At 72.9% G+C, this 13,615-nt stretch carries 12 protein-coding genes; 4 read left to right on the forward strand and 8 right to left on the reverse strand.

Annotated elements, in window-relative coordinates; all coding sequences use genetic code 11:
- Positions 1-52: 52 nt before the first annotated feature.
- Together Q2K16_RS11325 and metF are read right to left on the reverse strand one after the other, a co-directional pair.
- A complete protein-coding gene (locus Q2K16_RS11325; RefSeq protein ID WP_302745232.1) occupies positions 53-742 on the reverse strand; it encodes a CDP-alcohol phosphatidyltransferase family protein in 690 nt (229 codons plus the stop codon).
- Between the two features lie 44 nt (positions 743-786).
- Entirely contained in the window at positions 787-1,704 is a 918-nt protein-coding gene (gene metF / locus Q2K16_RS11330; RefSeq protein WP_088643011.1) for a methylenetetrahydrofolate reductase [NAD(P)H], read from the reverse strand.
- Positions 1,705-2,116: 412 nt separating this feature from the next.
- Here metF and Q2K16_RS11335 point away from each other — a divergent pair, with 412 nt between their 5' ends.
- Positions 2,117-3,199 carry a polyprenyl synthetase family protein gene (locus Q2K16_RS11335; RefSeq protein ID WP_302745233.1) on the forward strand — a complete coding sequence of 361 codons (1,083 nt, stop codon included), beginning with the start codon at positions 2,117-2,119 and terminating at the stop codon, positions 3,197-3,199.
- Between the two features lie 145 nt (positions 3,200-3,344).
- On the opposite strand, the gene Q2K16_RS11340 is transcribed toward Q2K16_RS11335, so the two are convergent.
- A complete protein-coding gene (locus tag Q2K16_RS11340; protein WP_302745234.1) occupies positions 3,345-3,734 on the reverse strand; it encodes an Rv2175c family DNA-binding protein in 390 nt (129 codons plus the stop codon).
- A 144-nt stretch (positions 3,735-3,878) separates the two neighbouring features.
- Here Q2K16_RS11340 and pknB point away from each other — a divergent pair, with 144 nt between their 5' ends.
- Together pknB and Q2K16_RS11350 are read left to right on the forward strand one after the other, a co-directional pair.
- Positions 3,879-5,864 carry a Stk1 family PASTA domain-containing Ser/Thr kinase gene (gene pknB / locus Q2K16_RS11345; protein WP_302745235.1) on the forward strand — a complete coding sequence of 662 codons (1,986 nt, stop codon included), beginning with the start codon at positions 3,879-3,881 and terminating at the stop codon, positions 5,862-5,864.
- Positions 5,861-6,721, forward strand: coding sequence for a deoxyribonuclease IV (locus tag Q2K16_RS11350; RefSeq protein WP_302745236.1), 861 nt, complete (start codon positions 5,861-5,863; stop codon positions 6,719-6,721). Before pknB ends, Q2K16_RS11350 begins: the two co-directional genes overlap by 4 nt.
- A gap of 213 nt (positions 6,722-6,934) precedes the next feature.
- Here Q2K16_RS11350 and Q2K16_RS11355 read toward each other — a convergent pair whose 3' ends face one another.
- The 4 genes from Q2K16_RS11355 to Q2K16_RS11370 all read right to left on the reverse strand — a co-directional run bounded on the left by Q2K16_RS11355 (position 6,935) and on the right by Q2K16_RS11370 (position 11,758).
- Complete coding sequence (locus Q2K16_RS11355; protein WP_302746441.1) at positions 6,935-7,954, reverse strand: threonine aldolase family protein; 1,020 nt, start codon at positions 7,952-7,954, stop codon at positions 6,935-6,937.
- Between the two features lie 19 nt (positions 7,955-7,973).
- Complete coding sequence (locus Q2K16_RS11360) at positions 7,974-9,380, reverse strand: class II 3-deoxy-7-phosphoheptulonate synthase (protein ID WP_145921014.1); 1,407 nt, start codon at positions 9,378-9,380, stop codon at positions 7,974-7,976.
- Between the two features lie 67 nt (positions 9,381-9,447).
- The gene (locus Q2K16_RS11365; protein WP_302745238.1) at positions 9,448-9,924 is read right to left on the reverse strand and encodes a hypothetical protein; all 477 of its coding nucleotides are present in this window, start codon (positions 9,922-9,924) and stop codon (positions 9,448-9,450) included.
- A gap of 211 nt (positions 9,925-10,135) precedes the next feature.
- Complete coding sequence (locus Q2K16_RS11370) at positions 10,136-11,758, reverse strand: glycosyl hydrolase family 18 protein (RefSeq protein ID WP_302745240.1); 1,623 nt, start codon at positions 11,756-11,758, stop codon at positions 10,136-10,138.
- Positions 11,759-12,044: 286 nt separating this feature from the next.
- Between Q2K16_RS11370 and Q2K16_RS11375 the strand changes: the two genes are divergently transcribed.
- Positions 12,045-12,533 (forward strand): glutathione peroxidase, encoded by a 489-nt coding sequence (locus tag Q2K16_RS11375; protein ID WP_302745241.1) that lies wholly within the window; start codon positions 12,045-12,047, stop codon positions 12,531-12,533.
- Positions 12,534-12,687: 154 nt separating this feature from the next.
- Here the strand turns inward: Q2K16_RS11375 and Q2K16_RS11380 are convergent, their stop codons facing one another.
- A complete protein-coding gene (locus Q2K16_RS11380; RefSeq protein WP_302745242.1) occupies positions 12,688-13,491 on the reverse strand; it encodes an SGNH/GDSL hydrolase family protein in 804 nt (267 codons plus the stop codon).
- Positions 13,492-13,615: the final 124 nt, after the last annotated feature.

Raw genomic sequence — 13,615 nt, forward strand, 5'->3', positions numbered from 1 at the left:
ACCTCGCCGCCATTGAGTCGATCATCGCCGGACGGTGCCAGGAGCCGGCGGGTCAGTCGACGTCGATCAGGGCGCGGCGGACGGTGGACAGCAACTGGCCCAGGCCGAAGCCGGCCAGCAGCACCCAGACGGCGGTGGCCATGGTGATGGTGCCGGCGGCCAGGTCGAGGTCGATCAGCCCGGTCAGCCCGGCCAGCAGCAGCCCGACCAGGGCGACGCAGACCCGGGTGGGCCGCTCCCCCACGGTGACCGCGCCGATCTCCCGCATCCCGGCGGCGACCGCGCGGGCCCGCACGTACTCGTGCAGCCAGGACAGCGCGCCGGCCGCGACCACCAGCGCGCCCGGCGCTCCGACCAGCCAGAACGCCGCCAGCCAGGCGATCTCACCGAGCCGGTCGGCGACCGAGTCGTAGACGTAGCCGAGCCGGGTGGTCCGGCCGGTGGCGACCGCTACCGCCCCGTCGACGCTGTCGGCGACCGAGGCGAGCAGCACGAACAACGCGCCGACGATCGGCCCCTGCCCCGACCGGGCGCTGAACAGCGGCACGCACAGGCAGAGCAGCACCCCACCGACGGTCACCGCGGTCGGGGTCACCCGCAGCCGACCCAGCACGTAACCGACGTGGTACGCGAAGCGCAGCCAGGCACGGACCACCGGCGCGGCGACCCGGGGGTCGAAGCCCCCGTGCAACCGCGCCCACGCGGTCGCGTACTCGTCCCACTTCAGCTGTGTGCCCACCATCGGTCAACCGTCGCGGCGCGGTCGAGGTGTCGGGGCCGGCGCGTTCACACCCGGGCGTCGGCCCGCAGGCTGCGCCACACCTCCCGGGTCGCGGGCGAACGGTTGAGGGTGATGAAGTGGATGCCGGGCACCCCCTCGTCGAGCAGCCGGGCGCACATCTCGCTGGCCTGTTCGATGCCGAGCCGGCGGACCGCCTCCGGATCGTCGGCGACCCGCTCGAACCGCGCGGCCAGCGCGGGCGGGAACGGCGCGCCGGACAGCTGCACCGAGCGTTCGATGGTACCGATCTGGGTCACCGGCATCACCCCGGCCAGGATCGGGGTGTCGCAGCCGGCCGCCGCCACCCGGTCGCGCAGCCGCAGGTAGTCGTCGGCGTCGAAGAACATCTGGGTGATGGCGAACTCCGCGCCCGCCCGGCACTTGCGGACGAAGTGCGCGGTGTCGCTGGCCACGTCGGCCGAGCGGGGGTGCTTGTAGGGGAAGGCGGCCACCCCGACACTGAAGTCGCCGGCCTCGCGCACCAGCCGGACCAGGTCCTCGGCGTAGTCGACGCCCTCGGGGTGGCGGACCCACTCACCGCCCGGGTCGCCGGGCGGGTCGCCCCGGACGGCGAGCACGTTGCGCACCCCCACGCCGGCCAGCCGCCCGATCACGTTGCGCAGCTCGGCGACGGAGTGGTTGACGGCGGTCAGGTGCGCCATCGGCAGCAGCGTGGTCTCGGTGGCGATCCGTTCGGTCACCGCGACCGTGGTGTCCCGGGTCGAGCCGCCGGCCCCGTAGGTGATCGACACGAACGACGGGCGCAGCGGCTCCAGCTCCCGGATCGCCTGCCAGAGCAGCCGCTCCCCCTGCGCCGTCTTGGGCGGGAAGAACTCGAAGGAGAACGTCGGCTGGCGGTCGCGGATCAGCTCCCCGATCGCCGGCTGCGGATTGGGAAGGACGGAGGGAAGACCGAGCGCCACGTGACGACTCTAGCGGGCGTCACCGCCCGACCCCACGCACTTCTCACCGGAGCATCGACACCCGCCGAAACTCGGCGTGGGCTGCCTCGCCTGGCGACGTCGTACCCCGGGGGTAGAACGAGGGGACGCGACGCCCCGATCGGCCGGCGGGCCGCACCGGGTCCGGCGCGCCGGGCCGGGAACGCCGCACCGGGGCCGACGGGCCGAGCGCCCCGTGGACGAGCCGAACGGCGTCCGCACGGGCCGGTCCGTCACCGGAGCGACGGTGGGCCGGCGCGGTGTCGGGCACCGTCGGCGTCCCGTCCGGCTGGACACCCCGACCGTCCGGTCGGCCCCGGCCGGGGCGCAGACCGGGGTGACGCGCCGAGGCGCTGGTGAGGCGGTGGCGGCGGGGACCGGCTAGCGTCGTGGCGTGACCCACGCTGCTCCCGTCTCCCCCGTCGACCGTGCCGGCCTGCGGCAGCGTGTCGACAAGGCGCTGACCGAGTTCCTGGCCGGTAGGCGCAGCTGGATGGCAGGCATCGACGACGCCCTGACGCCGATCGCCGAGACCATCGAGGGGTTCGTGCTCGGGGGCGGCAAGCGGCTGCGGCCGGCGTTCGCGTACTGGGGGTTCCGGGGGGCCGGCGGGGTGGACGCCGACCAAGTGGTGACCGCCCTGGCGGCGCTGGAGTTCTTCCAGGCCAGCGCCCTGATCCACGACGACCTGATGGACCGCTCCGACACCCGGCGCGGCGAGCCTGCGGTGCACCGGCGGTTCGCCACCCGGCACCGCGCCCACGGGTGGGGCGGTGACCCGGACGCCTTCGGCGACGCGGCGGCGATCCTGCTCGGTGACCTCTGCCTGGTCTGGTCCGACGAACTGCTGCACTCCGCCGGGCTGGACCCGCACGTGGTGGCCCGGGCCCGGCCGGTCTTCGACGAGATGCGCGGCGAGGTCACCGTCGGGCAGTACCTGGACGTGCTGACCCAGGCGACCGGGGAGGTCTCGCTGGACCGGGCGGGCAAGGTGGCCCGGTACAAGTCGGCCAAGTACACCGTCGAGCGGCCGTTGCTGCTCGGTGGCGCGCTCGCCGCCGCGTCCGCCGACGTGCGCACCGCCTACTCGGCGTACGGGTTGCCGCTCGGTGAGGCGTTCCAGCTCCGCGACGACGTGCTCGGGGTGTTCGGCGACCCGGCGCAGACCGGCAAGCCGGCCGGGGACGACCTGCGCGAGGGCAAGCGCACCTACCTGGTCGCGGCGGCGGTGGAGGCCGCCGACGAGGCCGGCCGGGAACTGCTGCTCGGTCGGCTCGGCGATCCGGAGCTGGACGAGGAGGGGGTGACCCGGCTCCGCGAGCTGATCAGCGGCACCGGCGCGCTGGCCCGTACCGAACAGCGCATCGTCACCCTGACCGACACCGCGCTGGCCGCCCTGGCCGGCGTCGACCTCGACACCGAGGCCCGCCAGGCCCTGGTGGACCTCGCCATCGCCGCCACCCGCCGCGCCGACTGATCCCACCCGCCCCGCACCCCGCCCGGCCCCGCAGGAGCGCGTTGATCAAGAGGTTTGCGTCACCGACGTTCCCGAGGATGACCGAAACCTCTTGATCAACACGGTGCAGCGGCGGGTGGGGTGGGGCCGGAAGGAGCGGGGGCTGTCAGAAGCCCAGGGCTTGGGCGCGGCGTTTGACCTCGCGGGCGTGGTCGCCGCCGAGGGTGGCCGCGCCCGTGCCACCGGAGAGGGTGTCGTCGGGCTCGTAGAGCCAGCGCAGGGCGGCCTCGTCGTCGTAGCCGGCGTCGGCGAGCAGGGTGAGCACGCCGGGCAGGTGCTTGAGCACCGTCTTGTTGGCGACCAGGTCGGCGGGGACCCGGCGCACCCCGTCGCGGCGGACGGCGAGCAGCTCACGGTCCCGGATCATCTGGTGGACCTTGCTGATCGACAGGTCGAGCCGCTCGGCGACGTCCGGAAGGGTGAGCCAGGCGGCCGGGTCGCTGGGGCCGCCGAGGTCGCTGCCGGCGGACTGGTCGGCGGGTACGGGTTCGGTCACCGGACCACCCTGCCACGTCGCCCGGCCACCCGTGCAGCGGCACCCCGTCGGACCGGGGGCGAGCGCGGCGGGACCGACCGGTGCCGGCCCCGGCTGTAGCATCCTGTTCAACCTTCACCCTCAGGACACATAGACTCCCTGCCGATGGACATACAGGTCGCCGACACGTTGCTGGGCTCGCTGCTCGACGGGCGCTACCGCATTCGCGGTCGCGTGGCCCGTGGCGGCATGGCGACCGTGTACACCGCCACCGACGAGCGCCTGGAGCGTACCGTCGCGGTGAAGATCATCCACCCGTCCCAGGCCGCGGAGGCGCGGTCCCGGATGGCGGGTTTCCCGGACCGGTTCACCGACGAGGCCAAGACCATCGCCCGGCTGACCCACCCCAACGTGGTCGCCGTCTACGACCAGGGCACCCACCAGGGGCTGCCCTACCTGGTGATGGAGTACGTCCGGGGTCGCACCCTGCGCGAGGTGCTGGCCGAACGCCGCCGACTCAACCCCGACGAGGCACTGGCGATCATGGAGCAGATGCTCGCCGCGATCGCCGCCGCGCACCGGGCCGGACTGGTCCACCGCGACGTCAAGCCGGAGAACGTGCTGGTGGCCGAGGCGCCCACCGGCGGGGTGGCCAACCTGGTCGACAGCGTGGTCAAGGTCGCCGACTTCGGCCTGGCCCGCGCGGTGGAGGCCAGCGCCGAGGAGGGCGACGGCAACCAGCTGATGGCGACCGTCGCGTACGTGGCGCCGGAGCTGGTCACCGACGGGCGCGCCGACCCCCGTACCGACGTCTACTCGGCCGGCATCGTGCTGTTCGAGATGCTCACCGGCCGGGTGCCGTACGACGGGGACCGCCCGGTCGACGTGGCCTGGCAGCACGTCGACAGGGACGTACCGGCCCCATCGGTCCTGGTGCCCGGCCTGTCCCGGGTGCTCGACGAGTTGGTCGCGCGGTCGACCCGGCGGGACCCGGGCGCCCGGCCGGCCGACGCGGGCGCCCTGCTGGCCGAGGTGCAGGTGGCCCGGGACGACCTGGGCAACCCGAACGCGCACACCGCCGTGCTGGGCCGGGTGGCCGGGGAGTTGCCCGCGGTGGCCGAGCCGACGATGGTGGTCGCGGCGGTCAGCCCGGTGGCCCGGCCGACCTGGGCCCGGTTGCCCGAGCCGGCCGCCCCGCAGCGCCCGCACCGGCGGCGGGCCACCGAGGACACCGGTCTGGGGTCCCGGCTGGCGGAGCTGCGTACCCGGGTGATGGGCACCCCGCGTGGGCGGCTGTCGGTCGCGGCGGCCGTGGTGGTGGTCGGCCTGCTCGCCGCGATGGGCGGCTGGTGGGTGGGGGTGGGCCGGTACACGGTCGCGCCGCAGCTGGTGAACCTGAGCCGCGCCGACGCGCAGGCGCAGGCGGACCGGGCCGGCTTCCAACTCGCCTTCGCCACGCCCCGCTACGACGAGAAGGTCCCCCGCGACGGGGTGATCGCCCAGGACCCGGGCTCGGCTGCCAAGATCCTCAAGGGTGGCACCATCACGCTGACCCTCTCCCTGGGCCCGGAACGCTTCCCGTTGCCGGACGTCGTCGGCAAGGAGTTCGACCTGGCCGAGGCCGACCTGACCAGCGCGAAACTGGTGGTCGCCAAGGGCACCCCCCGCTACGACGACAACCTGCCGGCCGGGGTGGTGGTGGACACCAATCCGAAGGTGGGCACCGAGGTGAAGCCGGGCACCAAGGTGACCGTCATCCTCAGCCGGGGCCGCGCCCCGATCACGGTGCCCGACCTGGTCGGCAAGAGCCTCAACGACGCCCGCGCCGCCCTGTCCCGACTCGGCCTGGAACCGGTCGAGACGTACAAGGAATCCGACAAGCCGCGCGACGAGGTCCTCGGGCAGAGCCCGGCCGACGGCGCGGGCGTGGAGAAGGGCACCAAGGTCAAGCTGGACGTCAGCAAGGGCCCGCCGCAGGTGACCGTCCCCCGGGTGGTCGACCTGCCCTGCCAGCAGGCCAAGCAGCAGTTGGAGGGCGCGGGGTTCACGGTGAGCACGCAGTTCAACCCCAACGGCATCGTCCGGTTCCAGAACCCGGGCGAGAACTCGCAGGTGCCCCCGGGCACCCCGGTCACCCTGGGCTGCCTGTGAGCGCCCACCGGCCGGTCGGCTCGCACACCCCGACGTCGGGTGGGCTGGCCAGGGCGGCCCTGCCGTACGTGGACGCGACCGGCTCCCGGGTGGTGCAGGTCTACGTCTCCAACTCGCGGGGCTGGGCGCTGCCGCCCGGCGACCCGGCCCAGGACGCGCTGTTCGCCGAGGGCTGCGCCAGTCGGGGCGTACCTGTCTACATCCACGCGTCGCTGCTGGTCAACCTCGGTTCGCCCACGGCGGCGACGGTGGAGAAGTCGGCGCAGACGCTGGCACACGCGCTGCGCCGGGGGCGGGCGATCGGGGCGCAGGGCGTGGTGTTCCACGCCGGCAGCGCGGTCGACGCCGGCTACGCCGAGACCGCCCTGCGGCAGGTACGCGAGTCGCTGCTGCCGCTGCTCGACGAGACCACGGCTGCCGGCGGTCCGCTGCTGCTGGTGGAGCCGAGCGCCGGTGGCGGCCGGTCACTGGCCTCCCGGGTGGAGCACCTCGGCCCCTACCTGGACGCGGTCGACAGGCATCCGGGGCTGGGCGTCTGTTTCGACACCTGCCACGCCTGGGCGGCCGGGCACGACCTGGCCGTGGCGGGCGGCATGACGGCAACCCTGGACACCCTGGTCGCCACGGTCGGGGCGGACCGGCTGAAGCTGATCCACGCCAACGACTCCAAGGACCTGTGCGGCTCGACCCGGGACCGGCACGAGAACATCGGCAAGGGCAACATCGGCGAACCGGCCTTCGCCGAGTTGATGGCCCACCCGGCGACCGCCGGCGTCCCCGTCGTCGTGGAAACCCCCACGGAGAAGCACGAGGGCCACGCCACCGACATAGCCACCCTGACCCGCCTCCACCCCTGAACCCCGCTTCCTCCCCCGCACGCCCTCCCCGCTCGACGCCTCCGGCCCGACGCCCTCCGGCCCGATGCCCTCGGCCGACGCCCCGGCTCGATGCCCCTGGTGATCAAGAGGTTCACGTCAACTTCGATCTTCAGGCCGACGCAAACCTCTTGATCAACACCGGAAGGCGCGGAAGTCGCGGGCCGCGTGCGGGGGTGGAGGTGGAGGGGCGGGTCAGGGGGTGAGGAGGTGGGGGAGGATCTTGGCGGCGTGGTCGATGGCGGCGTCGTCGACGTCGAGATGGGTGACCAGGCGGGCGGTGCGGGGGCCGAGCACCGACAGCAGCACCCCCTCCGCACGGGCGGCGACGGCCAGGGCCCGCGCGTCGAGCCGGTGCCCGGTCAGGTCCAGCGGCACGATGTTGGTGCGTACCGGACCGGCGAGCACCCCGCACGGAGCGAGCGCCTCGGCGAGCCGGGCGGCCCGGGCGTGGTCGTCGGCGAGCCGGTCGAGGTGGTGGGCCAGGGCGTACCGGCCGGCAGCGGCGAGCACCCCGACCTGCCGCATCCCGCCCCCCATCCGCTTGCGCAGGAACCGGGCCCGGTCGATCTGCGCGGCGCTGCCCACGACCAGCGAGCCGACCGGTGCGCCGAGCCCCTTGGAGAGGCAGACCGACAGGGTGTCGAAGAGCGCGCCGTACTCGTGCAGCGGCACCCCGTCGGCGACGTGCGCGTGCCAGATCCGGGCACCGTCGCAGTGCAGGGCGAGGCCTGCGGCGTCGGCGACCCGGCGCAGCTCCCGCAGGGTCGCCAGCGGGATCACCCCGCCACCGCCCCGGTTGTGGGTCTGCTCCACGGCGATCGCCCGGGTCGGCACCGCGAAGTAGCCGTCCGGCCGGATCATCGCCTCCACCACGCCGGGGTCCAGGCCCGCGCCGAGGGTGGGCCAGGTCCGCGTGGAGATCGCACCGTACGCCGCCGCCGCGCCGACCTCGTACGTCACCACGTGCGCGTCGGCGTCGCAGAGCAGCTCGTCACCGGGCGGGACGACCAGTTGCAGGGCGATCTGGTTGGCCATCGTCCCGGTCGGGGCGAAGAGCGCCGCCTCGTGCCCGAAGAGCGCGGCGACCTCGGCCTCCAGCGCGTTGACAGTCGGGTCCTCGGCGTAGACGTCGTCGCCGACCTCGGCGGCGGCCATCGCCTCCCGCATCCCGGCGGTCGGTCGGGTCACCGTGTCGGAACGCAGGTCGGCCACCGAGCCGACGCCCGTGGGGTCAGCCACGGAGCATCTCCGCCACCAGGAAGGCCAGCTCCAGCGACTGCTGGGTGTTCAGCCGGGGGTCGCAGGCCGTCTCGTACCGGCCGGGCAGGTCGAGGTCCTCGATGCCCTGGGCGCCGCCGAGGCACTCGGTGACGTCCTCGCCGGTCAGCTCGACGTGGATGCCGCCCGGGTGGGTGTCCAGCCCTCGGTGCACCTCGAAGTAGCCGAGCACCTCGTCAACGATCCGGTCGAAGTGCCGGGTCTTGTAGCCGTTGGAGGACTCGTGGGTGTTGCCGTGCATCGGGTCGCACTGCCACACCACCTTCGCCCCCGCGGCGGTGACCTTGGCCACGATCGGCGGCAACGCGTCGCGGACCTTGTGGTTGCCCATCCGGCTGATCAGGGTGAGCCGACCGGGGATGTTGTCCGGGTTGAGCTTCTCGCACAGCTCGATCGCCTCGTCCGGCCGGGTGGTCGGGCCGAGCTTCACGCCGATCGGGTTGGCGATGCGGGAGATGAAGTCGATGTGCGCGCCGTCGAGCTGCCGGGTCCGCTCGCCGACCCAGAGGAAGTGCCCGGACAGCCCGTACGCCCGGCGGTCGGAGACCCGGGTGAGCGCCCGGTCGTACTCCAGGGCCAACGCCTCGTGGGAGCAGTAGAGGGTGACGGTACGCAGCGCCTCGTCCTCGGTCATCCCGCAGGCCCGGATGAACGCGATGGCCCGGTCGATCTCCCGGGCGATCGCCTCGTAGCGCTCCCCCGCCGGGGAGTTCTTGACGAAGCCCTTGTTCCAGTCGTGCACCGCGTGCAGGTCGGCCAGGCCGCCGGCCAGGTAGGCGCGCAGCATGTTCATGGCGGCGGCCGAGTTCGCGTACGCCCGGATCATGCGCTGCGGGTCGGCGACCCGGGCGGCCGGGTCGGCCTCCAGCGAGTTGATCATGTCGCCGCGGTAGGCGGGCAGCCCCCGGGCGTCGGTCGGCAACGACCGGGGCTTGGTGTACTGGCCGGCGACCCGGGCCACCTTCACCACCGGCAGGGACGCGCCGTAGGTGAGCACGATCGCCATCTGGAGCAGGGTGCGGGCGTTGGCCAGCAGGTGGCTCTCGGTGTTGTCGGCGAAGGTCTCGGCGCAGTCGCCGCCCTGGAGCAGGAACGCCTTGCCCTCGCAGACCAGCGCCAGCTTGCGGCGCAGCTGGTCGACCTCGTAGGGGGCGACCACCGACGGCACGGTGTCGAGCACCTTGCACACCTCGGCGACCTGGGCCGGGTCGGACCACGGCGGGATCTGCTGACGGGGCAGGTCACGCCACCGGTCGAGGCCGAGGGCGGCGTCCTCGGCCGAGTCGACGGTGGGGCGGCTGGTCTGCAGCCCGGGGCTGCTCACGGCGGGGTAGCTCAGCTGATGCCACTCATGGCGCATGGGAGAAAGCGTACGGCGACGGTCCGGACGCCGCGCCCCCGAGGGGCGGGGTTCCGGAAGGTGGGAGTCAGGGGGTCGGCGACGGCGCGGGGCTGTGCCCGCCGGGTTCCTCGCCCGCGATGCACCAGTCCGCGCCGTCGCGGGTGACGGTGAACAGCAGCGGTCGGGTGACCTTCTTCGACCCCGCCGAAACGGTCACCGTGGTGCTGACCTCCTGCCCCCGGGCACCGGTGCGGATGTCGGTGATCGTCGCCCCGGGCACCTGGAAGTGGTCGGCGAAATCACCGTTCGGCCCGGTCGCGGCGGCGTCGAAACCCGCCTGCATCGTCGCGCAGAGCTGGTTGCGACCGGCCGCCGGGTCCTTGGCGGCCATCGCGTCGAGGTACGCCTGGACCCGCTCGCGGGCCTTGGCCGACGCCTCCTGGACGGGCACCCTGGTGGGCCCGCCGTCGGCCGCGTCGTCCCCGCCGAGGCCGCAGCCGAGCAGGGCGAACGGCAGCAGGGCCAGCGGTACGACGCCGGCGGTGCGGAGCCTGCGTCCCATGCGTCCTCCCCGGGTACGGATGTCGACGGTGCGTATGTCGAGCGGCGAGTCTGCCACACCGCACCCGTCCGGTGGCAACCCGTCACGGCCGCGCCGGCCCGGCCGGTCGGCGTTTCGCCAGGCGGAACCGCCGCCGACCGGGCCGGACAGCCGGGCGGGGAGGGACCGGTGGCCGGTCCCTCCCCGCGCGGTGGTGCGTCGGGCGCTCGGCTCAGCCGAGGCCGCCCTTGATAGCGCCGATCAGCTCACCGTTGCCGGTGTCGCCGGAGAGTTCCCAGAAGAACGCTCCGCCGAGGCCCTGGTTCTTCGCGTAGGTCATCTTGCCGCCGATGGTGGCCGGCGTGTCGTAGCTCCACCAGTTGCTGCCGCACTTGGCGTACGCCGTGCCGGCGATCGTGCCGGTGGCCGGGCAGGTGTTCTTCAGGACCTTGTAGTCCTCGATGCCCGCCTCGTAGGTGCCGGGGGCCGCGCCGGTGGCCGTGCCGCCCGGGGCGGCCTGGGTCACCCCGGTCCAGCCGCGACCGTAGAAGCCGATGCCGAGCAGCAGCTTGTTGGCCGGTACGCCCTTGGACTTGAGCTTCTGGATCGCCGCGTCGGAGTTGAAGCCCTGCTGCGGAATCCCGGTGTACGAGGTGAGCGGCGAGTGCGGGGCGGTGGGGCCCTGGGCGTTGAACGCGCCGAAGTAGTCGTACGTCATCGGCATCAGCCAGTTGAGGTTGCCCACCGCACCGGCGTAGTCGGTGGCGTCGATCTTGCCGCCGTTGCTGCCGTCGGCGGTGATCGCGGCGGTGACCAGGGCCGACGAGCCGAACTTGGACCGCAGCGCGGAGATCACGTTCTTGAACGCGTTCGGGCCGCTGCTGTCACAGCTCAGACCGCAGGCGTTGGGGTACTCCCAGTCGACGTCGATGCCGTCGAAGACGTCCGCCCAGCGCGGGTCCTCGACCAGGTTGTAGCAGCTCTCGGCGAACGCGGCCGGGTTCTGCGCGGCCTGGGTGAAGCCACCCGACCAGGTCCAGCCGCCGAAGGACCAGATCACCTTGAGGTGCGGATACATCTTCTTGAGCTTGCGCAGCTGGTTGAAGCTGCCGCGCAGCGGCTGGTCCCAGGTGTCGGCGACGCCGTCCACGCTGTCGGCCGCGGTGTACGCCTTGTCGTAGTCGGCGTAGCTGTCCCCGATCGTGCACCGGCCGCCCGTGGTGTTGCCGAAGGCGTACAGGATGTGGGTGAGCTTGGCGGCGGAGCCGCTGGTGGCGATGTTCTTGACGTGGTAGTTGCGCCCGTAGACGCCCCACTCGGCGAAGTAGCCGACGACCTTCTTGTCCCCGCTGGGCGGGGTGGTGGTGGGCGGCGGGGTCGTCGGGGGCGCGGTCGTCGGCGGGGCGGTGGTGGGCGGGGCGGTCGTCGGCGGCTTCGTGGTGGTGGGCGGGGTGCCCCCGCCGCACGACGCGCCGTTGATCGTGCAGTTCAGCGGCGCCTTGTACGGCCCGGTGCCGTTGTAGCCCCAGCTGAAGCTGGCCCCCGGGGCGAGCGGCCCGGCCCAGCTCTTCTTGACCGCCACGTAGTGGTTGCCGCTGCTGGTGACGTCGGCGTCCCAGAAGCTGCTGATGGTGGTGCCGGACGGCAGGTCGAACTCGATACGCCAGGTGCTGATGCTGGCGCTGGAGCCGTTGGCGACGGTGACCCGCCCTTCGTGGCCGGTCCCCCAGTCCTGGGCCGAGGCGAATGTCGCGGTGACGCTTCCGGCGCCGAACGCCGAGGTCACCGGTACCGCCGCCACGGTCAGCGCCACGACGGCGCCGGCCCAGAGGGCGCGGCGGAGCGATCTCTTCATGAGGCGCCTCCTCAAACAGTTAGGAAACTTTCCAAATCGATGGGGAGACGCTACTCACACCGTCATCACTTCGTCAAGATGCGCATCCGTCGATTCATCACCGCCGGCCGGAGTCACCCCGACCTGCGACACCACGACGCGACCGCACCCGGGCCGACCGACGGGACGACCCGGCGTCGGCGCGGGCCGATCCGGCCACGCGGCGTGGTCGCGGCGAACACGAGGTGACGTCGGGCGGCGCGGCGGCGGTGAGCCGGGTGACGGGGCCGGACGCTAACCTCGCGGCATGACCGTCTTCGACATCGAGATCGACGCCCTGGCCGGCGGCCCGGCCGACCTGGCCGGCTACCGGGGCCGGGCGCTGCTGGTCGTGAACGTGGCCTCCCGCTGCGGCCTCACCCCGCAGTACGCCGGCCTCCAGGCGCTGGCCACCGAGTACGCCGACCGGGGCCTGGTGGTGCTCGGCGTGCCGTGCAACCAGTTCGCCGGGCAGGAACCCGGCACGCCCGCCGAGATCGGCGAGTTCTGCCAGGTCAACTACGGGGTCACCTTTCCGCTGACCGGGAAGGTCGACGTCAACGGCCCGGCCCGCCACCCGCTTTACGCGGCGCTGGTCGACACCCCCGACGCCGAGGGGCACACCGGCGACGTCCGGTGGAACTTCGAGAAGTTCCTGGTCGCCCCGGACGGCACGGCCGCCGCCCGGTTCGCGCCGACGGTCGCCCCGGACTCGGCCGAACTGCGCGCCGCCATCGAGAAGGTCCTCCCCGCCTGAAGATCCGTCCCTCCTTCCGGGTCGCGTCGCCCGGGCCGGGCCGTTCCGGGACGCCCACCGGTCCGACCGGGACGGTTGGGGCCGACGGCCGTGACCGCGCCGACCCGAGCGGGGCGACACGGTCACGGTGGAGCCGGCGGGACGCGGGTTCAGGTCAGCCGGCGGCGGACCGGAAGACCGGGTAGTAGCCGCCGGACTGGCCGGCCGCCGTCGGGTGGTAGGAGACGCCGAGGTTGACGAAGTTCAACGCGTGCAGCCACTTCTCGCCGTAGCTGCACAGTTGGTGACCAACGAAGATGGACCGTACGTCGGCGAACGTGAAGCCGGCCGAGGTGGCGGCGGTACGGGTGATGTCGTCGACCAGGTTGATGCCTTCGTTGATCTTCGCACGGGAGTTCGCGCTGAGCCCCACGCAGACCGTGCCGAGCTGGTAGAAGACCGGGTAGCCGACGACCACCACGCGGGCCGACGGCGCACGCGACTTGATCCCGTTGTAGACGGTGGCGAGCTTGGCGGGCAGTTCCGCGCGGGCCTTGTTCTCGGCGGCCTGCACCGCCGCGACGCACTGAGTCTCCCCCTGGAGCACACAGGTCGACATGATCGAGGTGAATCCGACGTCGTTGCCGCCGATGGTGACGCTGACCAGGGTGGTGGTGGAGCTGAGCGCGGAGAGCTGACTGTTGACCACGTCGGTGGTGGTCGCGCCGGAGCAGGCCACCGACCTGTACGAGGCGGGCTTGATGTTGGCGTTGTACAGCGCCGGGTACGCGTTGGTGCTGCGCTGGCAGGAACCGCTCTCGGAGGTGTAGCTGTCGGCGCCGACGCCCGAGGCGTACGAGTCACCGAGGGCCACGTACCGGTCGCCGGGGGCAGCCTGGACGGGCACCGCCGCGCCGAGGGTAACGCCGATGGATGCCGCGAGACTCACGGCGAGGGTCACGAGTCGGGATCTCCGCACGTCGCACTCCTGGGGGTGGGGAAGTGGTGGTGTGAGATAGATATCACTCGATCAGCTGTTTAGGGAAGATTATCGATGGGCAACAGGGGTGACTAGGGGTTCACCGACGCGCGACGTCCACGAC

This window comes from Micromonospora cynarisoli (genome assembly GCF_030518815.1).
GTDB lineage: Bacteria > Actinomycetota > Actinomycetes > Mycobacteriales > Micromonosporaceae > Micromonospora > Micromonospora wenchangensis.